Origin of the sequence: Thiothrix unzii (genome assembly GCF_017901175.1) — a bacterium.
Taxonomy (GTDB): Bacteria; Pseudomonadota; Gammaproteobacteria; order Thiotrichales; family Thiotrichaceae; genus Thiothrix; species Thiothrix unzii.
On the sequence record NZ_CP072793.1, the window covers coordinates 3067969 to 3087861 of the forward strand.

Annotated in this window: 23 protein-coding genes; 12 read left to right on the forward strand and 11 right to left on the reverse strand. The window is 49.1% G+C overall.

Translation table 11 applies throughout. The features are described from left to right. Window positions 1–320: 320 nt before the first annotated feature. Together ntrC and glnL are read right to left on the reverse strand one after the other, a co-directional pair. Entirely contained in the window at window positions 321–1748 is a 1428-nt protein-coding gene (gene ntrC, locus J9260_RS15335; protein ID WP_210218586.1) for a nitrogen regulation protein NR(I), read from the reverse strand. Beyond that, entirely contained in the window at window positions 1735–2790 is a 1056-nt protein-coding gene (glnL, locus tag J9260_RS15340; protein ID WP_246499473.1) for a nitrogen regulation protein NR(II), read from the reverse strand. The genes ntrC and glnL overlap by 14 nt, the downstream gene beginning before the upstream one ends. A gap of 320 nt (window positions 2791–3110) precedes the next feature. On the opposite strand from glnL, the gene J9260_RS15345 reads away from it, so the two are divergent. From J9260_RS15345 to J9260_RS15360, 4 genes are all read left to right on the forward strand, one after another. Continuing rightward, the gene (locus J9260_RS15345; protein ID WP_210218588.1) at window positions 3111–3365 is read left to right on the forward strand and encodes a DUF4212 domain-containing protein; all 255 of its coding nucleotides are present in this window, start codon (window positions 3111–3113) and stop codon (window positions 3363–3365) included. Window positions 3366–3376: 11 nt separating this feature from the next. Next, the gene (locus J9260_RS15350; protein WP_210218589.1) at window positions 3377–5290 is read left to right on the forward strand and encodes a sodium:solute symporter family protein; all 1914 of its coding nucleotides are present in this window, start codon (window positions 3377–3379) and stop codon (window positions 5288–5290) included. Between the two features lie 169 nt (window positions 5291–5459). Beyond that, window positions 5460–5927 (forward strand): hypothetical protein, encoded by a 468-nt coding sequence (locus tag J9260_RS15355; RefSeq protein WP_210218590.1) that lies wholly within the window; start codon window positions 5460–5462, stop codon window positions 5925–5927. A 2-nt stretch (window positions 5928–5929) separates the two neighbouring features. Continuing rightward, window positions 5930–6616, forward strand: a complete 687-nt coding sequence (locus J9260_RS15360; protein ID WP_246499476.1) for a hypothetical protein — start codon at window positions 5930–5932, stop codon at window positions 6614–6616. A gap of 41 nt (window positions 6617–6657) precedes the next feature. On the opposite strand, the gene J9260_RS15365 is transcribed toward J9260_RS15360, so the two are convergent. The 3 genes from J9260_RS15365 to J9260_RS15375 form a co-directional block, all read right to left on the reverse strand. After that, window positions 6658–7467 carry a hypothetical protein gene (locus J9260_RS15365; protein WP_210218591.1) on the reverse strand — a complete coding sequence of 270 codons (810 nt, stop codon included), beginning with the start codon at window positions 7465–7467 and terminating at the stop codon, window positions 6658–6660. Between the two features lie 133 nt (window positions 7468–7600). After that, entirely contained in the window at window positions 7601–8131 is a 531-nt protein-coding gene (locus J9260_RS15370; RefSeq protein ID WP_210218592.1) for a hypothetical protein, read from the reverse strand. After that, window positions 8128–9375 (reverse strand): vWA domain-containing protein, encoded by a 1248-nt coding sequence (locus tag J9260_RS15375; RefSeq protein ID WP_210218593.1) that lies wholly within the window; start codon window positions 9373–9375, stop codon window positions 8128–8130. Before J9260_RS15375 ends, J9260_RS15370 begins: the two co-directional genes overlap by 4 nt. Window positions 9376–9516: 141 nt before the next feature. Here J9260_RS15375 and J9260_RS15380 point away from each other — a divergent pair, with 141 nt between their 5' ends. From J9260_RS15380 to J9260_RS15405, 6 genes are all read left to right on the forward strand, one after another. After that, window positions 9517–10383 (forward strand): septal ring lytic transglycosylase RlpA family protein, encoded by an 867-nt coding sequence (locus tag J9260_RS15380; RefSeq protein WP_210218594.1) that lies wholly within the window; start codon window positions 9517–9519, stop codon window positions 10381–10383. 17 nt (window positions 10384–10400) lie between these two features. Beyond that, window positions 10401–10742, forward strand: coding sequence for a hydrogenase maturation nickel metallochaperone HypA (gene hypA / locus J9260_RS15385; protein WP_210218595.1), 342 nt, complete (start codon window positions 10401–10403; stop codon window positions 10740–10742). Continuing rightward, window positions 10742–11542, forward strand: a complete 801-nt coding sequence (gene hypB, locus J9260_RS15390) for a hydrogenase nickel incorporation protein HypB (RefSeq protein ID WP_210218596.1) — start codon at window positions 10742–10744, stop codon at window positions 11540–11542. Before hypA ends, hypB begins: the two co-directional genes overlap by 1 nt. A gap of 98 nt (window positions 11543–11640) precedes the next feature. Beyond that, window positions 11641–11856, forward strand: a complete 216-nt coding sequence (locus J9260_RS15395) for a hypothetical protein (RefSeq protein ID WP_210218597.1) — start codon at window positions 11641–11643, stop codon at window positions 11854–11856. A gap of 159 nt (window positions 11857–12015) precedes the next feature. Continuing rightward, on the forward strand, window positions 12016–12267 hold the full coding sequence (locus J9260_RS15400; RefSeq protein WP_210218598.1) for a UPF0175 family protein: 252 nt from the start codon (window positions 12016–12018) through the stop codon (window positions 12265–12267). Continuing rightward, complete coding sequence (locus J9260_RS15405) at window positions 12260–12754, forward strand: PIN domain-containing protein (protein WP_210218599.1); 495 nt, start codon at window positions 12260–12262, stop codon at window positions 12752–12754. Before J9260_RS15400 ends, J9260_RS15405 begins: the two co-directional genes overlap by 8 nt. Window positions 12755–12923: 169 nt before the next feature. On the opposite strand, the gene J9260_RS15410 is transcribed toward J9260_RS15405, so the two are convergent. From J9260_RS15410 to J9260_RS15435, 6 genes are all read right to left on the reverse strand, one after another. Continuing rightward, entirely contained in the window at window positions 12924–14417 is a 1494-nt protein-coding gene (locus tag J9260_RS15410; RefSeq protein ID WP_210218600.1) for a toll/interleukin-1 receptor domain-containing protein, read from the reverse strand. A 98-nt stretch (window positions 14418–14515) separates the two neighbouring features. Next, entirely contained in the window at window positions 14516–15352 is an 837-nt protein-coding gene (locus tag J9260_RS15415; RefSeq protein WP_210218601.1) for a hypothetical protein, read from the reverse strand. Then, the gene (locus J9260_RS15420) at window positions 15349–16350 is read right to left on the reverse strand and encodes a hypothetical protein (protein WP_210218602.1); all 1002 of its coding nucleotides are present in this window, start codon (window positions 16348–16350) and stop codon (window positions 15349–15351) included. Before J9260_RS15420 ends, J9260_RS15415 begins: the two co-directional genes overlap by 4 nt. Then, the gene (locus tag J9260_RS15425) at window positions 16350–17324 is read right to left on the reverse strand and encodes an AAA family ATPase (protein WP_210218603.1); all 975 of its coding nucleotides are present in this window, start codon (window positions 17322–17324) and stop codon (window positions 16350–16352) included. The genes J9260_RS15420 and J9260_RS15425 overlap by 1 nt, the downstream gene beginning before the upstream one ends. Window positions 17325–17336: 12 nt before the next feature. Beyond that, window positions 17337–17837, reverse strand: coding sequence for a hypothetical protein (locus J9260_RS15430; protein WP_210218604.1), 501 nt, complete (start codon window positions 17835–17837; stop codon window positions 17337–17339). A 47-nt stretch (window positions 17838–17884) separates the two neighbouring features. Next, on the reverse strand, window positions 17885–18553 hold the full coding sequence (locus J9260_RS15435) for a toll/interleukin-1 receptor domain-containing protein (RefSeq protein WP_210218605.1): 669 nt from the start codon (window positions 18551–18553) through the stop codon (window positions 17885–17887). A 217-nt stretch (window positions 18554–18770) separates the two neighbouring features. On the opposite strand from J9260_RS15435, the gene J9260_RS15440 reads away from it, so the two are divergent. Then, a complete protein-coding gene (locus J9260_RS15440) occupies window positions 18771–19283 on the forward strand; it encodes a glycine cleavage system transcriptional repressor (RefSeq protein ID WP_210218606.1) in 513 nt (170 codons plus the stop codon). A gap of 26 nt (window positions 19284–19309) precedes the next feature. Next, complete coding sequence (locus tag J9260_RS15445) at window positions 19310–19882, forward strand: HupE/UreJ family protein (RefSeq protein ID WP_210218607.1); 573 nt, start codon at window positions 19310–19312, stop codon at window positions 19880–19882. The last annotated feature ends 11 nt before the right edge of the window (window positions 19883–19893 follow it).

A 19893-nucleotide genomic window follows, 5' to 3' on the forward strand; every position in this document is an offset into this window, starting at 1 on the left:
CATCATAGGAAACGAAGCAGCACTGCTGGAGTTAAGCATTGACGCAAAAGGGTTGGCTTGCGTGTTACTGGTCGTAGTGCGCTGGCTTTGATTGGTGTTTTGGGTGTTGCCGCTGTTATAACGACTCGTGGAATTCGTATCCAATGAGTTTCTGTTTAGCATAATGATTCCTCGGTTGAGAATTTTTGGTATTACCTGAAAGGGAACAATCCTTCCGGGATCATCATAGGCCAAACGTTAAAAATCCTAGCAGTGTTGCGAGACGAGAGGTAGCAACCATATGGAACAGCGGTCAATACACACCGCTATTCCCGCCAGATTTACTTCTCGACTTCACCCTCAATTTCAAGCTCCTTCAACTTGCGTGTCAGGGTATTGCGCCCCCACCCCAGCAATTCCGCCGCTTCGATTTTGCGCCCGCCGGTTTTCTTCAAGGCTGCTTGCAATAAAATTCGCTCGAAAATGGGGCTAAGGTCATTCAGCAAATTGCTCGCACCTTTGTTTAAACGATTATCGGCGAATAACGCCAATGCTTTTTCCCAGCTACCCGGCATTTCCGCTTTACCGGCATCAGTTTCGAGTAAATCGCTGGGCAAATCATCCATCACGATTTCACGCCCGGAAGCCATCACGGTTAACCACCGGCAAGTGTTTTCCAACTGGCGCACATTGCCCGGCCAAGGCAAGGTTTGTAAATGTTCGGTAGCGCGTGCCGCGAGGGTTTTGGATTCGACCTGCAACTCTTCCGCCGCACGGTGTAAAAAGTGATTAAGCAACAAAGGAATGTCTTCGCGCCGCTCACGCAACGGCGGGTTATGAATCCGAATCACGTTCAAACGGTGAAATAAGTCTTCGCGGAATTGCCCTTTGTTCACCAAATCTTCTAAATTTTGGTGAGTCGCGGCAATGATACGCACATCCACTTTTACCGGGGTATGCCCACCAACCCGGTAAAAAGTGCCTTCCGCCAGCACCCGCAATAAGCGTGTTTGCAGTTCCGCAGGCATATCGCCGATTTCGTCTAAAAATAACGCGCCGCCGTCGGCTTGTTCAAAACGTCCCTTCCGTTGTGCATACGCACCGGTGAATGCACCTTTTTCGTGCCCAAATAATTCGGACTCCAGTAACTCACGCGGAATCGCGGCGGTGTTAAGCGCGATAAACGGCTTATTGGCACGCGGGCTGTGGGTGTGCAAAGCCTTTGCCACCAATTCCTTACCCGTGCCAGACTCCCCAGTAATCAACACGGTAATGCTGGATTTGGAGAGTCGCCCAATCGCGCGGAACACTTCCTGCATCGCGGGTGCGTGACCAATCATGTCGCCACCGCTTAACAGATTAACTGCCGCTTCGGTGTCTTTACTCACATCACGTTCATGGCGCATTTTGCAGGCACGCCGCACCAAATCCACCGCTTCGTTGACATCAAACGGCTTGGGCAAATATTCAAATGCACCACCTTGGTACGCGGATACCGCACTTTCCAAGTCAGAATGTGCGGTCATAATCATTACCGGAATTTCCGGGTATTCGCGCTGCATCCGCTCCAGCAAGTGCAAACCGTCGGTTCCCGGCATTCGGATGTCGGTCATGAGCGCGTCCGGCTGCTGAGTACGCAAAGCCACAATGACCTGATCGGCACTTTCAAAACTGCGCACCCCGATACCGGCTTTTTGCAAAGCGCGTTCCAACACCCAGCGGATTGAGCGGTCATCATCGGCAATCCATATATTTTCAACGAGAGGCATGTCCATTCTCCAACGGAATCAGGATAGAAAAGCACGTACAACCGGGCGCAGACTCGTATTGAATCAGCCCGTTATGACGACGCACCAACGATTGCGCAATCGCCAGACCGAGGCCACTGCCCTCAGCATGACCGCTTACCATCGGTAAAAACAGTTTATCGCGTAAATGTGACGGAACGCCGGGGCCGTTATCACAAATCTCAATTTTCAACACGTGACGATAACGCACCTGATGAATCGTGAATTGGCGCAAAATACGGGTGCGTAACTGCACTTCACCCACATTTTCCAAGGCACGCACCGCATTGCTAACAATATTCAGCACTACCTGCACTAATTGATCACGATCACCCTGAAATTCTGGAATGCTAGGGTCGTAATCACGCACAAAATGAATGTCAGTCGCCATGTCGGTACTCACCAAATGCCGCACATGTTCCAACACTTCGTGAATATTGACCTCTTCCGCACGTGGCAATGTGCGCGGGCCTAACATGCCATTCACCAGATTTTTCAGCCGATCCGCTTCGGAAATAATAATCTGGGTGTATTCTTTCAACTCTGGATTATCCAATTCGGATTCCAGTAATTGCGCCGCACCGCGTAAACCACCCAGCGGATTTTTGATTTCGTGGGCAATGCCGCGCACCAATTCGCGAATGGCTTGCTGCTGGTGAATCATTTGCTCTTCGCGCACGATCCGCAACTGACGGTCAACCCGTTGAAATTCCAGTAATAAATGTTGCGGCCATTGCTCCAATGTCAGCGGTGTCAAAATGCAGTCAATGGTAATCAGCTCGCCACCTGCGACTTCAACCACGCACTCACGCAGCGAATGCGGGTCACGTTGATGCATCGCCAAGTCCAAATGCTCGAAAAAATCATCGCCGCGCAGCAATTGCACCACCGATTCACCCACTGCACGCTGGTGACTCTGCCCGAACAGCATTTCACCGGACTGATTCATGTAGACAACGCACTTGCTGCCGTCTAATACCAGCACTGCGCAATTGAGGATGTCTAATAATTCTTTTGTGTTCATTTCCAAATGTCTCATGCACCGAATCCATGCAAAATTAATGCCATTAAGCTTAAACCGATAACCACGGGGCAAAACCCCGTTCAAGGATATTTTTTAAGCATTTCGTAAAAAATTAACGCACCAATAAGGTGCGGAAATAGGATTGTCGACAATCCTGACCAATCTATTGCAGTATTTGCTGATATACACCCCGAAACACTGCACAAATATCTACAAAATGTTGGTCAATCGACAGTTTTTATGGTCTCCCTAATTTACATCTTGTTTACATTCAAGCTAAACTCGGCTCGTTTGCAGAACAAACGGAGGAGTCTTTATTTATGTTATCTCAAGATGCAAAAGCCTATTGGGCAGCGAATCTTCGCTTGCTTACATTGTGCTTGGTTATTTGGTTCGTTGTATCGTTCGGTTTCGGCATTTTATTGGTTGAACCACTGAATGCTATCAAACTTGGCGGCTACAAACTTGGCTTCTGGTTCGCCCAGCAAGGTTCTATTTATATTTTCGTTGGCCTGATTTTCTTCTATGCATGGCGCATGGGGCAAATCGACCGTCAATTTGACGTTCACGAGTAAGGGGAAATCACATGACTGAACTTCAAATCTGGACTTATCTAATTGTTGGTGCCAGCTTTATGCTGTACTTCGGTATTGCATGGTGGGCGCGTGCTGGTTCTACCAGTGAATTCTACGTTGCAGGCGGCAGTATCGGCCCGGTTGCTAACGGTATGGCAACAGCGGCTGACTGGATGTCAGCAGCATCCTTCATCTCTATGGCAGGTATCATTGCATTCAAAGGCTATGACGCTTCTGCTTACCTGATGGGTTGGACCGGTGGTTACGTACTGATGGCAATGCTGTTAGCACCTTACCTGCGCAAGTTCGGTAAATTTACCGTACCTGAGTTCGTTGGTGATCGTTATTACTCAAAGACTGCCCGTATCGTTGCTGTTGTCTGCTTAATCGTTATCTCCTTGACCTATGTAATCGGTCAGATGAAAGGCGTTGGCGTTACCTTCTCTCGTTTCTTAGGCGTTAGCATGGAAATGGGTCTGATTGTCGGCATGGTTATCGTATTCTTCTATGCTGCGTTCGGCGGTATGAAAGGCATCACGTATACCCAGATCGCACAATACGTTGTTTTGATTTTGGCTTACACCATTCCTGCGATGTTCATCTCTTTCAACCTGACTGGTAACCCAATCCCACAATTGGGCTTAGGTTCTACAATGGCTGACGGCAGCGGCATTTACATGCTGGATAAACTGGATCAGGTTATCACTGAACTTGGCTTCAAGGCGTATACCACCCAAAATGACAGCACCATCAACGTCTTCATGTTAACCATGACGCTGATGATTGGTACTGCGGGTCTGCCACACGTTATTATCCGTTTCTTCACGGTAGCAACCGTTAAGGATGCACGTTCTTCTGCTGGTTGGGCATTGATCTTCATCGCATTGTTGTACACCACTGCTCCGGCAGTAGGCGCAATGGCTCGCTTGAACCTGATGAATACCGTTCAAACTGGTGCAGTCGGTGCGGCTGATGGCAACTTGGCAATGGATGCACGTCCAGCTTGGATGGCTAACTGGGAAAAAACCGGTTTGATCTCATTCAAAGACAAGAACGGCGATGGCAAAATTCAATACTACAGCGACGGCCCACTGAGCAAAGCGCAAGCTGACATGGGTGCTGCTGAAAAAGGCTTGAAAGAAGCCACAGAGAAAGGCGGCGACACTGCGAAAGCACAAGCGGCTGTTGATAAAGCAACGGCAGCATTGGCTGAAGCGACCACCAAGCACGACGGCACTAAGTTTGCTGGTTACGGCTGGAAGGGTAACGAAATCACCAAGGTCGACAACGACATCATGGTATTAGCTAACCCTGAAATCGCTAACCTGCCTAACTGGGTTATCGCCTTGGTTGCAGCGGGCGGTATCGCAGCGGCACTGTCTACAGCGGCTGGTTTGTTGCTGGCAATCGCATCTTCCGTTTCTCATGACTTGATGAAAGGTATCTTCATGCCTAACATCTCTGAAAAGAGCGAATTGATGGCTTCGCGTGTTGCGATTACCATTGCAATCGTTTTAGCAGGCTACATGGGGATGAACCCACCAGGCTTCGCCGCAGAGGTCGTGGCCTTGGCGTTTGGTTTGGCGGCATCCTCCATCTTCCCTGTGTTGATGATGGGTATCTTCTCCAAGCGTATGAACACCGCAGGTGCTATCTCTGGGATGTTGGCTGGTATCGGCTTGACACTGGTTTACATCTTCTGGTTCAAAGGCTGGTTCTTCGTTAAGGGCACAGAAATGGCTCCTAACGTTGCAGCTAACTGGTTCCTGGGGATTTCTCCTGAAGCGTTTGGTACGGTTGGTGCAATTGCGAACTTCGCAGTAGCATTCATCGTATCTAAGTTCACTGCGCCACCTCCAGAGCACATTCAACACTTGGTTGAAGATGTTCGTATCCCACGCGGTGCGGGTGCAGCAACTCACTAAATCGATCTCCACATCGGTTTGTAAAAAGGCTCCTTCGGGAGCCTTTTTCTCGTCTGGACTTTTTCACCGCCAAAAACTTGCTTTATCTCATGGTATACGTGGTTATTAACCCCTATGCTGGACAATTGAAAATAATGTAACGCAGCAACGCTAGAGAGAACCTTGGTTAATGAGTGGACTTGTTTTTTATCATCGCCCCAATACCCACCCGGCTTTTACGGTATTGCAATCTGCCATCCGTATGAATGGCGAACATCGGGTCATTCACGAATTCAATGAATTTTTGATTGATGCTTACGTATTGGCGGATTCATTGACATCGCGCGTTATCGCACTGGACTTTGACAATACCATTACCGCTGATGTTGATTTCTACATTGACCTGATCGACACCTACCGTAAACACGGCTGGGAGCCGGTCGTATGCACCTTACGCGATGATTTAGGCGATAACCTCACCGAAATCCATGAGAAACTGCACGACTCCGGGATTCGCGTCTACACCACTGACGGTAAACGCAAACGCGCCTTCATGCTCCACGAAGGCATTAGCGTTGGGTTATGGATAGACGATTACTTCCCCGGCATCAGCCAGTGCGGAACCTCTTTCCTCCTAAACAACGGCATAGACTATTGATTATGGACATTGACTCTAGCAAAGACATTCTGGAATGTTTCATCAAGGGTAAATTCAAACGCATGAATTGCCCGCAATGTGAAAACACCTTTCTCACCAATGTCTACGAACTCAAGTGCTTTGATCATGGCAAAAAACTCAGCGTCAGATGCGCTCAATGCAAAAAGGTATTCCTCGCTAATACCGAAACCAGCGCGTGGGCAAACTACGTGATTCTGGAAAAATACGCGCTGGGTTTGGAATATTTTTATGATGCGATTCAGCAATACGATTTAGTGCGCGTACCGTTCATTCGACGGGTCGGGATTCTCGATGAAAATGACATCAACCTTGACCCTAGCGTGGTGCAGTTATTCAGCTATGCGGAGCCGGATTACCGCATGATTTACGTGATGGAACGCTTGGAACATTTGGACGAAGCGGACGCAGCTTTTTTCACCGAACACGTTTACGGCATGGACTGGAAAGACGATAAGACCCGTGCCGAGGTACTGGAATGGGTCGCCACCAGTTACGGGGAAACGCTTGCCGAAGATATTCGTAAACTGTGCCGTTATTACCGCGAACATGAGGCTTACCTGTCGTGGGATTTACACGGTGACAACCTAATGCGCCGCACCAAAGACGGTGAAATCGTGGTAATGGATCCGTTCGCGCCGAAGATGGGCGAGTATTTGACGGAAATATAGATAAGTGCGGCGTGTATCTTGCAACACGCCGCAACCTAAATTTAATGGCGTGGTGGCGGTGGCGCGTAACCACCGTTTTCAGGCCAGAAACGATTATTACCGGGACGTGGCTGCACTGCACGGCATTCCGGCAACACGCGCTTTTCGCACAAGGTTTCACGCCATTCGTATTTCAGGAATAGCTTTTCCATCGGGTTGCCAACCGGCTCGAAATCCACGGAATGGCTGGGCGACCAAGTAGATTCACCGTAACCTGTGCCGGGAGCCGGACGCATCATCGGCGCGGCGGCGGGCGCAGCTTCCATACGGTTGCCGTGCATAACCGGCGGCGGTGGGAGGCGCGGTTTTTCAGGGTATGCCGCCATTGCAATTACGCCCATCGCACTGGTGTCACCCCATGCGGTTGCGTAAGCATTGGAAGCTTGAGTGAAAAAGAAACGGTTGGTTTGATTTTGCCCGCTGCGCCAGCCTTCATACGTGCCGCTGGCATACGGCTCAAGAATGTACATACGTTCATCATTGCGCAGGTTGGACTGCTTACCACTGATAATATTACGCCCATCCACCGCAATCACCACGCCGATACGCTCGCCGCTGTTATTGGTAACGCGCAAACGGTAACGCTCATTCGGGGTTGCCTGCACGTAAGCGCGGTAATGTTTGGCGTTGCCATTCACGGGAAATTCCCGCGCCGCACCGGTATTGTCGCCTTCCACCCGCATATCCACTGCTAGTTCCGGGCGGGACATGTCGCGGTAATCGGCTCGTGCATCGCTAATCACCGGGTTTTCCACGCAACCCGCGAGAGCCAGCACCGCCAACGCGCTCATTTTTAATTTAAGGTGTTTCATCACAAATATCTCCTTTTTGTTGGTTCACCTGAGGTTGGACAACTTTTTTAGGTCAATTGCACATGCGTAAGCCTGCAAATTTGCACCCTGCTTCGCTCCGCGTTGATCTGGATCATAAATGTTACGTAACGCGTCAGATTCCTCCTTCCAGCAAACCGGGCTGATCGGTGTACACCTTCGCCAGTTTGCCTGCCATGACTTTGAGGCTGTCATCGCTGAGGGCATCTTTACTGCCGGGTTGCCAGCCAGCGGCAAGGCTCAGTTGGTACTGACCTTGGGGGTGGGTCAACATCAGCATCTTGCCAACGAAACCGTCTTCCGGTTCACGCTTGCTTGCCAGTAAACCTTTCCAGCCTTCAACCTCGATGGGGGTGCTATCCGTGTTAGCAGGATTACCATCACCCTCGGTGGCATCTTCCGGGCTTTCCTTACCGACCCCAATGTTCAGGTGCACTGTAGCACCCAGCATTCCGGTATTGTTGAAGAAAGAGCAAGTAGCTCCTGCCTCTTCCGCGTCACCCAGCATACAGACTGGAGCAGTCTTGAAAGGGTCGGTTGGCACAACGGCACGAACCTGTTCCTGAAAGGCTTTCAGGTCAACCGCGCCCGCTGACGCAGACAGTAAGGCAAGGGCGCAAGCCAAGGTAAGTTTTGTCATGTTCATGGCTGTGCACCACCAACTTGGATGGGCAGTTCAGCCATCACTTTCCTGTCGGGCTTTGCCTCAAATTTGAAGACGTATGCGCCCGCCACTTCTGGCAGCGTGAATTTCATGGACTTATAGTTTTCAATGGCATCTTCACGCACGTATTCAATGCCAACCTGTTTCGTGCCATTTTGTGGGTAAAGGCGCACTTCGCCCTTCAATCCTAACGGCGCATCCAGCTTCACCTCAACCTTGCTGCCCGGTGCGGCTTGGGCGGGGGCAAGCAATTTGACCTCAGCCTCAATGACCTTGAGCGGGGCTTCCGCCAATACGTGTTTTTTGTCGCGTGTCAGCAATTTGACGGTGAAATCACCCGCAACGTTCGGCACTCGCAGGGTGGCAGGTTTATACCCTCCCGCTTTTTTATCCTCGTAAACGTATTGATGTTCCGCAGCAACATTTTTGCCGACTTTGAACAGCTCAAGGTGGGCGTGACCACCGCCGGTAATGTCTTCCGCACTTTCCACGTTAATGGTAATTTCCGCGCCCTTGATGACTTCAGCCGGGGTAATGGTCAGCGTAGCCTTAGGCAAAACAGGTGGTTCAGGCTTAGTTTCTGGAGGTGGCGCAGGCTCTGGTTCGGGAGCTTTAGCGGTTTGTTCCAACGCGGTTTTGAGTTCACCTGCATTGGCGGCGGAAATGAATTTCCCGCCCGTGTTTTCCGCCAGACAGCGCAAACCTTTTTGATCTTCCACCTTGTTCACATCAAAACCGATGACGTGCGCGGTGAAATCCACACCGAGTTTTTCCAGTTCCGTCCCCAAAGCGCAAGGGTCAAGATTACAGGTTTCCACCCCGTCGCTGATCAAGACCACGGTAGCTTTTTCTTCGGTGTATTTAAGGGCTTCAGCAGCGTGTTTGACGGCGGCAGAAAGCGGGGTTTTACCTTTGGGGGTTAACCCATCGACAATCGCCCCCATTTTTGCCGCATCCACCGCGCCTGCGGGTAATAAGGTTTCAATATCGGCGCAATCGTCTTTATGGCGATGCCCGTAAGCCACCAAACCAACCGAACGACCTTCAGGCCATGCCGCCACCAAGGTTTTCAGGGCATCGCGGGCAATATCAATTTTGGGTTTACCATCCACCTGTCCCCACATACTGCCCGATGCATCCAACACCAGCATGGAACGCTCTTCGGCCTGCACCGAAGATACAGCGGCACACACTAACAAGCTGACTAAGGCAATTTTTTTATTCATTTCAATACTCCCTATCAAACGCAAATAATAAGCTTACTCTACGCCCTAGACTTGCACTCCTGCATGATGTAAGTCAACTGATTGAAGCGACAACCATTGAGCATCATTTTGCCATTAATGGACAAGTCGGGTGAGCGTGGTATGCTTACCAAAATCAATCTGTTATTACTGCGGAGATATGGGGATATGGCTTCTTCCGTTGCTATTTTCACAAACCCGATGCACCGTTGGAGCATGGGTATATTACTGGGCTTATCAGTCACGACCTTGCTACTGCCACACGATGCGGCGGCAAAAGATAAAAAAACGGCGAAAGCCGTGGTGGTTAAGGTGAAAAAAACCACCAAACCCACTGCGAAAGCGTCCGTCAAAACCGCTAAACCGGCTAAACTCACCACCAAAACCAAGGTGAAAGCGACTAAAACCGCAGCGGCGACCAAAAATACCGCCGTCAAAAAGACCGCTAAAACCAAATCGAGCAAAGCCAGCGTTATTGCCAGCAAAAAAACCCTCAAAGCAAAACCGCTCAAACGCAGCAGCCGCCAGCACGCCGTTAAGCGCGACGACGATTCACTATGGCAACCACCCACCAACGTATCGCAGCAAGCGTATTACCAAATGCCCGGTGGCTCTTCTTTCGACGAAGCCATTCCCGACGATTATCAAACCCAAGCTGCACCGGAAACCGAAACCAACGAAGAGCGTGAAGCCCGCTATTTACACACAGGTACTGCCTCGTATTACAGCGACAAATTTGATGGCGGGCGCACTGCCAGCGGCGAACGCTTCGATCAGGACAAACTCACCTGCGCTCATGGCAGTTTGCCTTTTGGATGTAAAATACGTGTCACCAACTTACGCAATAATCAATCGGTGGAAGTCAAAGTCAACGACCGGGGCGGCTTCCACAAATACGGGCGTGTGATTGACTTATCCAAAGCTGCTGCCCGCCAAATTGGGATGCTGGGCGCGGGCACTGCCAAGGTCAAGGTCGAAGTACTTGAGTAAATACGGTTTCACCCGCCATGCATGAAATGTCCTTGTGCGAAAGCGTGTTGCAGGTCTTAGAAACCGAAGCCAAACGCCAACAATTTCACCAAGTCAAAACGGTATGGCTGGAAATCGGCGCGATGTCCGGCGTAGAAATTGAAGCAATGCGCTTTTGTTTTGACGTAATCGTGCGAAATACCTTGGCCGATGGGGCTACACTGCAAGTTATTGAAGTTCCCGCCGAAGCATGGTGTTTAGATTGTGCGCAAACGGTCAAAATCCAACAGCGTTACGATACCTGCCCCCATTGCGGCAGTTGCCAGCTACAAGTTATTCGCGGCGAGGAAATGCGCATCAAAGAACTGGAGGTAGCATAATGTGTAGCGTATGTGGTTGCGGCGAAGGCGAACTCACCATTGATGGTAAATACCCACCTCACGCCCTGATTCGTGGGTTGCAGGCACAGCAGCCGCGACACTCCCATGCCCACGCACCCGGCATGACCCAAGCCCGCATGGTGCAAATCGAACAAGACATTCTCGGTAAAAACAACCAATACGCCGCCGATAATCGCCGCTGGTTGGCGGAGCGTGGCATTCTGGCGTTGAATCTCGTATCCAGCCCCGGCTCAGGCAAAACCACCTTACTGACCGCCACTCTCAGCCAATTACAGGGGCAAATGCCCTTAGCGGTGATTGAAGGCGACCAACAAACCAGCAATGATGCGGAACGCATTCGCGCTACCGGCGTGCCTGCGGTGCAAATCAACACCGGCAAAGGTTGCCATCTGGACGCACACATGGTCGGTCACGCGCTGGAAACGTTACCCATAGCCGCTGGCGGTATTTTATTCATCGAAAATGTAGGCAATTTGGTGTGTCCCGCCGCCTTTGATTTGGGCGAAGCGCATAAAGTCGTGATTCTCTCTGTCACGGAAGGTGAAGACAAACCCATCAAATACCCCGATATGTTTCATGCCGCCGATTTAATGATATTAAATAAAACCGACTTACTGCCTTACCTACAATTTGATGTAGCAAAGTGTGAAGACTATGCCCGCCGGGTTAACCCCAATATCCAAATCCTGCACTTATCCGCCACCAGCGGAGAAGGCATGGCTGCATGGGTTGGCTGGCTACAACATCAATTGGCAGGAAAAACTGTAAATATTGTTTAACTGCGCCAGTTGCCGGATAATCAGCTCGTCGACATTATTTTATTTTAATAAGTCGCACATTATCACTAATTAAATGAATGTAAAAAGGAGCGTATCCAATGGCTGAATGGCGTAAAGTAGCAAAAGGTTTTGCACTGGGCGATGGTCACGTAAGTACTAAAGAAGTCGACCTGCTGCGCGAACTCGTATTGAAAGACGGCGACGTTAGCAAAAGCGAACTCGATTTCCTGAAAGAAATCAAAGCAGAAGCAAAATCAGCGGTACAAGTGTTGGACGACCTGATCGCAGAATGCGAAGCAATGGTCAACAAGTAAGCTTTCCGTAGATAACGGACTGATACGACGGCGGTGCAAGCGATTGTATCGCCGTTTTTTATGATCGGAGATACTTCATACGCACGCTATCTTTATGCCAAATCGGTAGTTTTTGGTGTACGCTGCACCTACTAGCACAGTTGTATTAGGAATAGCACCATGCAATGTTTATCAATACCTTACGCTGATGACCTATTAGTCACATCCGGCAAGGCTCCACGCGAGTTAGAGGAAGAATTACGCTTTTTACTGGCTCTCAAGTTGTTTGAACTGCACCGCTTGTCACTGGGCAAGGCAGCGGAATTCTGCGGGATGGCAAAGCTGAAATTCATGTTTGAACTGGGACGGCTGGGTGTCTCCGTGGTTAATTTGCAGAATGACCAGATCGCAGACGAGTTGCGGGATGATTAGACCAGCTATCGTTGCGGACAGCGGCCCGTTAATTTCATTAGCCATTATTGGGCAACTGGACTTATTGAGGCAGTTGTATCAGCGGGTTTTAGTTCCACCCGCTGTATGGCATGAGGTGACGGTGAAAGGTTTGGGGATGCCGGGTGCGCAGGCTGTTGCTCAATTATCTTGGCTGGAAATTCGTAAACCGGAACCGCAAGTACTCCAGCCGCTATCCATCTTAGTTGATCCGGGTGAAGCGGAAGCTATTGCGCTGGCACAAACTATCGCCGATAGCATTGTACTGCTGGATGATTCCCAGGCTCGACGGGTAGCGGAACGTTTCCATATTCCGCGTATAGGGACTTTGGGCATCTTGCGCAAGGCAAAAAAGCAGGGATTGATTGCCGTGATAAGACCTCACGTTGAATATCTGCGAGCGAATAATATTTATATGGCTGAGAATTTGGTGGAGGCTGTACTGCGCGATGTTGGGGAGTGGGATTGAGGCAATCACTGCATCGTTTTTTTAGGTTTGACCGGCAACTTTTTCGCTAAGTCGAACGCGCTTAAACGAGCGCATTCCCGCACTCAGTGCAGTAGTTTTGGTGTGGTTCTGACTTGGGCTGTCACTGTTTGGTTGCTAGTTGAATGTCTTGAGGTAAATATATCGTACTTTAAGTTTTTAGATCGGGGGAAGAATAAGGAGTGTATTTATCTAACATCAGGTAAAAGTCGAAGATTAGTGATGCCAACTCCTCAGATTCTGGGATCACCAAAGCATTTTCTTGGTTAGAAGATTTCAGGAAAATTAGTGGCAACTCTGGAAGACGCCGCATCAGTTCTTCACGTATTCCCGTATCTATCAGAGGATGAGTAGGGTCATCTGGGATAACCACATAATAGTTGTTTTTCTTTATACTTTTACGTTTATGACGAGCTTTTATTTGTGCCCCTAAACGCCTTTCATTCAGTTTTTCCGGGCGATCTGTCGGAAATACCTGAATCCAAACTTTTTGTAGAATATCAGTTACAATATCAAAATACGTCACCCATGCAGTAACAGCATCTTCACCTGTGATTTCGGTTTTTGTATTATTGAATTTAAAACGCGGTATTCTTTGCAAATAACGCGAAGTAATAATTTCCACTATACTCTCCGAGTTAAATGGCATTTGATATAAACTTGAAACTGTTAAATTGTATCGCTGAAAGTAATCTACCATCCACTGTTCACGCACTGCATATAGGACTAAACAAGAAAATAGCATATCAGCACTACTGATTAGTTGCTGGAACTCCTTTACTATCCAAGAAGATTCAATATCGAATCGAAATGACAACTCATGTAATTTTTCATCAATAGCAATATGCATATCATCCCGTAGTAGTTCGTCCAAACTGTTTTCACAACGGTCGACTAGGATGTTGACAAGTGTTTTGATATCTATGCTGCTATCGACTCTGAATTGTCTGACAATTGCTTCTCGCAAGAGATTGGATTTATCTAGTTCCTCTTGCATTCTCGCCTTGACTTCAAGCATAAAATTTTGATCGGATTGGGCATGGGAGGTATAAGAGGAAGATGTTTTGTGTAGAGAATTGATTGGATCAAGTAACTGAGCATAATTGCTTGCTTTGAGTTGTTCCAACGGCGTGGTGAGTCTGCCCGCCGCGAAATTCATCAGTTGATTCGCATTCTGGCTGATGTCGCGGAGCATGTTGGCTTTCTTGAACTCTTCAACAAACAGAGCGAGATCGCGACCTTTCAGAAGCTCCCTGATTTTCTCATGCTCGACAACCCAATGATCAACGACAGAAATCCGGTAAGCGACATCCTGTAAATCACAGTCATCGACGATGATGGGATGGATACGATTATGGAAGTCGCCTCTTTGCCATATCTTTAGCAATTCATACATGCACCAATGTGCTTGGAAATAAGATTTGCTGAATACGGTAATGACATGTTCACCTCCTGTTAACTTATCCATAAACTGTTGGATCAATTCACCGTGTTTGATTTGATTGTTATCACGCAACAGATGAATATTGCGTGACTGGCAGTGTTTTTCGAGTTCATCAACGATACCTATATCGCGTTCAACACTCCATGAATACGATACAAGTACATTGATGTTAGAGTTGTTGGTAATTTCTTTTTTGATCATAATATTAAATTTATCACCTTGCAATGTTTGTAGATTTAAGCTTGATATGTGTTTGGGGATATAAATTACTCGTCCTGGCCAGAATAATTCCCATTGCCTTATTTTTGAAACTTGTCCATAATCAGTTTTGCTAATCCCCCCCCGCTCTCCAAATTAGAGGGTTTAGCATTAAATTCAAGCATTACAGTAGTTGGTAATGGCATGGAAAGCTCAATTACTTTTAAATTCTCATTCGGATTTAACACTTCCAACACTCCTGGACGCATTCGTAATCCTACTTTCTGTGACTTTCCTTTGGGTAAAGCCTTTATTAAGACTTCAGGCATTGGTTGCAACTCAGCATCTTTTGTCTGCCATGTGACAGATGCCCCCAATGCTGCAATTACGTACTGCAATAACCATTGTTGCTCTCTATCAACTTTCTCTATGTCTGCCAACACGGGTAATGCGCCTTTCACCCAACGTGCCAACTCACGTTTTTCAATATCCCCCTCTGCCAGTGTTACAGCCTTCAAAATACGTTGCACGTTATTTTTTAAAGTCTGCTCATTACCTTCTAGCACAGCCCAACGCATTTCCTGTTCAATTCGATCGGTTTCAGGCCAGTGATGTGTCAGTTTGCCAATCTCGGTTTTGGCTGATGCAAAGCGATCCAAATTCTCATTTTTCAAAGCATCACACAAAGCACGGGCGATACCAGAGTACATCGTTGCTGCCTGTACATTCCGGGTATGGATTAACGATGAAAACCAGAGTTCGGTTTCCAATTCCACGTTGCTTTTGGGGAGAAAGTACAGGCGGAGGTTACGCAACAACCGTGAATCTATCCGCAAAGCCAAGGCCAGTACTTGTGCATACGCATAAAGTTCAGGTTGCACTTCCCGTAATTGCTGAATGTCTTGCTCATCTTCGAGGGTAGGTTGCAACCAACTCATAGCCGTATGCCTTGCTTATGGTTGATCAGGCGTTTGACATCAGAAGCGCGGGTTTGTGAATTCCAGTCGATAATGGACATAAGATGTGCCAATTCTTTGGGGCAACGCTTATGCCCCAATGGTGTCAACACAATCACGGGAATCTGCCAGCGGCGGCAGTGCAAGGCAAAATCACGCCAGACGGATAAACCGGGGCGCACTTCATGGCGGATGGTGCGAACTTGTCCCAAATCAGAGGCAATCACCACGGGCTTCCCAGCAATTGCTTGCCAAGGTTGTTCACCTGTTTCTGTCCAACGGACTGCGTGGCGTGGATTGTCGGTGAACTCATACACTGGGCAAGCGGTTTCCCCTAACACAGCATGAAATTGCTGGATCAGATCGCGCATGTCGTCCCACCACGGCACTAATGCTTCGCTGAAATCCAGTAACAATTGGCAACCCTGTTGGGTACTGAAACGTGGCAGTAACGGTAAACTTCGTAAGGGTTGGCATTGTACAGAAGCCCGAATCAGCCGTGGCATGTCCAAATCATACCCGCCTGAAGGTTGGGCAACACTTGCTGCCAACAAACCCCGCACCGTGCGCTGCGGAAACAAGGAAAGGCGCGGCACAGGTGGGTGATTGGATGCGCCAAGCTCCAGTGGCTCTTGGTTGGCAATTTCTGCTGGCAAAGGAGGCGCAAGTCCCGCTTCTAAGGTATTCGGTAGCTTTTCTATACGAATGGGTAATATTTCATCCGGCAATTCAGGCCGTGATTCTGTAGCGGGTGCAGAAGTTGGTTTATCGGTAGGTGTGTCTGTACGAACTTCTGGCTTACGTGCATTACGCTGCCACGCGCCCCGTGTCGGTTGGTCATTATATGTGTTTTCCACTTTGTCCGTTTGTAAGCCTAAACAGCGTGCAACCAACGCACGCTCTGAATCCGTGATCGCAGGCAGTTCTGCCAAAACCCGCACCCAATCCGCCAAACCGATTTCAGCCCGCCGGGTTGTCATTATGCATCCTCTGCCTGCTTGGGTTGTTTCTTCAAGGTGGCTTGCTCAACCTGCTGCCAGATTTCGTTTTCAGGAGTAATACCAAGTTCCAGACAGGCACGCACGGCATCCAGATATTCACTCGTGCCTGGTGGACGGCGACTTGTGCCTTTGGCTACTTTTACCAAATCACTGAATTTCTCAGCGACAGCTGCAAAAAGGGCTTGTTTATATGTGCATTCCTCTGTCTTGAAATGAAAATCTGCAATCTGCTGCAAGGCTTCCGAATCCGGGCTTTGCAATTCCAGATGGATACAACGACGAAGGAATGCAGGTGGCAAATCACGTTCGCCATTGGTCGTAATCACTACTAACATGTGCAAGTCATCAGTGGCCTTGATTTCTGTGCCATCCGGTAACTGGAAAATACGTCGATCCAATGGTTCCAATAAATCATTAGGCAAATCAGGTTCTGCTTTGTCGATTTCATCCAACAGAATAACGATACCAGCGGCGTTATTTTGCAGTGTTTTCGGAGGAGTCGTTTGTTTGATGCCATTCTCTACTTGTTCCTCAAATTCTTCTGGTTCACGCCCCTTGAGTTGTGCAGAAATGGGATCAAATCCCCACCAAAATAACCCCGGTTTCAGATATGCCCAATCAGGCATCAGTGCGTTTTCGTTTGATATGGCAGTATGGGCATCATGCAGGCGTTGCAACTGATCTACTTCACCCGTCAAATCTTCCAAACGGCTACGAGAGGTCAATGTATGTTTCAGGTAACTCCAACCTTGGGATTCAGCAACCACCTTTGCCAATGTAGTCTTACCGCTACCCGGTAGGCCGGAAACCAATAAAGGGCGGTTTGTCACCAAAGCAACTTTTAGGGCGATTTTGATCTCCTCGGATAGCACATACGGCGGCGTCCCAGTCTCCGGGTTGCCTAGCCAGACATTGGTTTCAGGGAATTTAAAATCTTTCAGTATGTTGTTCATGGCTTTAGTCCGTTACATGCTCTCGATGTATTGCTTCACTTTACAGTAGTTCAAGTACTGCTCATCTTCCATTGCCACATCCAAGGCGGGTTCAATGGGTTGCAAATCTGGTCTGCAATCGGGAGAAGTTTCTCCAACTGGAATAAAAATGACTGTCGTCGGGTATTTCCCCATGATGTCTTTCAGCAAATTTTCGTCAGGCAAAAGATCAATGTCGGGTGCAACCTCATCAGGCGCAGGAAAAACCAGTAAAATGGGTTCAGAAATAGTTTTCAGCAGTTTATCTTTGTAGCGCAGGGGCATGGTTCGCAGGCCGACACTTTGCCGCATTGCCTCTTCAATCGCCCCCATATCACGGCAATGACCAACAGGTACAAGCCAGTGATTGCCTTTGCCCCAAGCTCTATCTGCAAAACTCCCCGCAGTAAAATCTTCTGGGTTAAAACCGTTGACGGTAATCGGTATCCGCTGGGTATGTGCATTAGAAAGATGAGCGGCAGCATCAGAACTCACCCACAAATGCCTGACCATATGCAGCAGAGTACGGGCTTTCTCTTGCCCTACGACTGACCAATGCCTTTCATCAAAGCTGACAGGTTTTCTAGTGCCTTGTACTGTTCACTGGCAACCGAAAGTGCCAATGTGTGGGCAAGATGAGTATTCCAGTTGAGTGTGGCAACACAATTGCAGTCCAGAAGCCTGATAGCACGCTCCAGTGTGGCGGGCTTGATGTACTCCAGCGTTTCGCTCATTTTGAGCAGCAAATCACCCAATGGGGAATAGGGTCTGATGGTTAAATCAGCTAGCTCCTCAATGATTTCTTCCGGCGTTTTGTGTTTGGGCTGGAACTGAATATCGTGTAACCGGGCAACGCCGCCCAGATAAGGACAAGCCTGAATTTGTTGGGCAGTAACTTTGTCCAATGTCACCACCACCAGCTTTAACGCAAGGTCGCCGTACCTGCGCATCGCAGAAAATGCGGCTTCTTGCTTTACCCAGTGCGAAGCCAGTGCTTTTTTCGAGAGCAGGATTACAACGGCATCACAGGTGCAAAGGTTTTTGAGGATTTTCTGATGCCACTCTTCACCCGTAGTGATTTCCTTACGGTCAAGAAACACGTCAAAGCTGTTTCCCCCATCATGTTGTTTTAATGCGGCATAGACTTGATCCAGAAAAGGCTTATTTGCTGGTGAGGTACTGTGGCTGATGAAAACTTTGGGTCGGCGCATCCGGTTTCTTTGTGGAGGATTCGTTGTACGGATGAGATTACTTATTTCTGAGACAATTACAAGCACAAACCCCGATTATGCTTCTCTAGAGGCTGATCTATCTCAGCGACGCAACACTGTTCGTCCCTACCCAACATCAACAACCATGACCTATACCACGTTTTGCGCTACGCAAAACTGCTACAATCTCACCATAACAACCGCAACAGGAGCTATCATGCAATCATCGCTTGTCCTCACTGTCCTTGGCTCTGACCGTGCTGGTCTGGTCAAATCCATTGCCGAAGCTGTCGCCGCCCATCAGGGTAACTGGCAGGAAAGCCGGATGGTGCATCTGGCGGGGCAATTCGCCGGGCTTGCCCACGTGACCCTACCGCAAGAGCAACTCGCCGCACTGACCCAAACGCTGCAAGCATTACAACAGGACGGTCTGCAAATCCTGCTCCAGCATTGTGAAACCCCGACCACTCGCGCTATCACACCGTTGTCGCTGGAACTGTTAGGCCATGACCGCCCCGGTATTATCCATGACATTACCCGCCTGCTTGCTGCACTCAATGTGAATATCGAAGAGTTGGAAAGCGAACAGCGTGCTGCCCCGATGTCGAGTGAACTGATGTTTTACGCGCATCTCAAATTGGGTTTGCCAGAGGGTGTGACGGCTGATGATGTGCAAGGGGCATTTGAGGCGATGCCTGACCCGCTGACGGTTGACCTGAGTTTTAGCTAACTTTTATCCGTAATAGGAGAACAACCATGAAACGCACTTGGATGACAGTAAGCCTGATGCTCGCCAGTACTTCCGCACTGGCACACACCGGGCATGATGTACACGGTTTCGCCAGTGGTATGGCGCACCCACTTGGCGGTTTGGATCATTTGCTGGCAATGCTGGCGGTGGGTATGTGGTCAGCGACGGCAATGCCGCGCCAGTGGTGGGCGGGTGCTGCGGCGTTTATGGCAGCAATGCTAATCGGCGCAACCCTTGGTATTGGCGGTGTAACGTTACCGCTGCTTGAACCGGGCATTGCCTTGTCGGTGGTGGTCATGGGTCTGTTGGTCATTGGTTTCTCGCGCTTGGGGGCAATGCCTGCTTTAGGTTTGATTGCCGCATTTGCTTTGTTCCACGGTAACGCGCATGGGGTGGAAGCCCCCGCAGGTGGTGCGATAGCGATGTATTTGCTGGGTTTCTTGCTGAGTACCGGCTTGCTGCATTTAGCGGGTGTGGGTATTGGCTCGTTGAGCGTGCGTAGTGCGCAACTGTGGGTGCTGCGCTTATTCGGGGCGGGCATGAGTGCCGTGGGCGCGTGGTTGTTGCTCGCCAGTTAATGCCTTTAAGG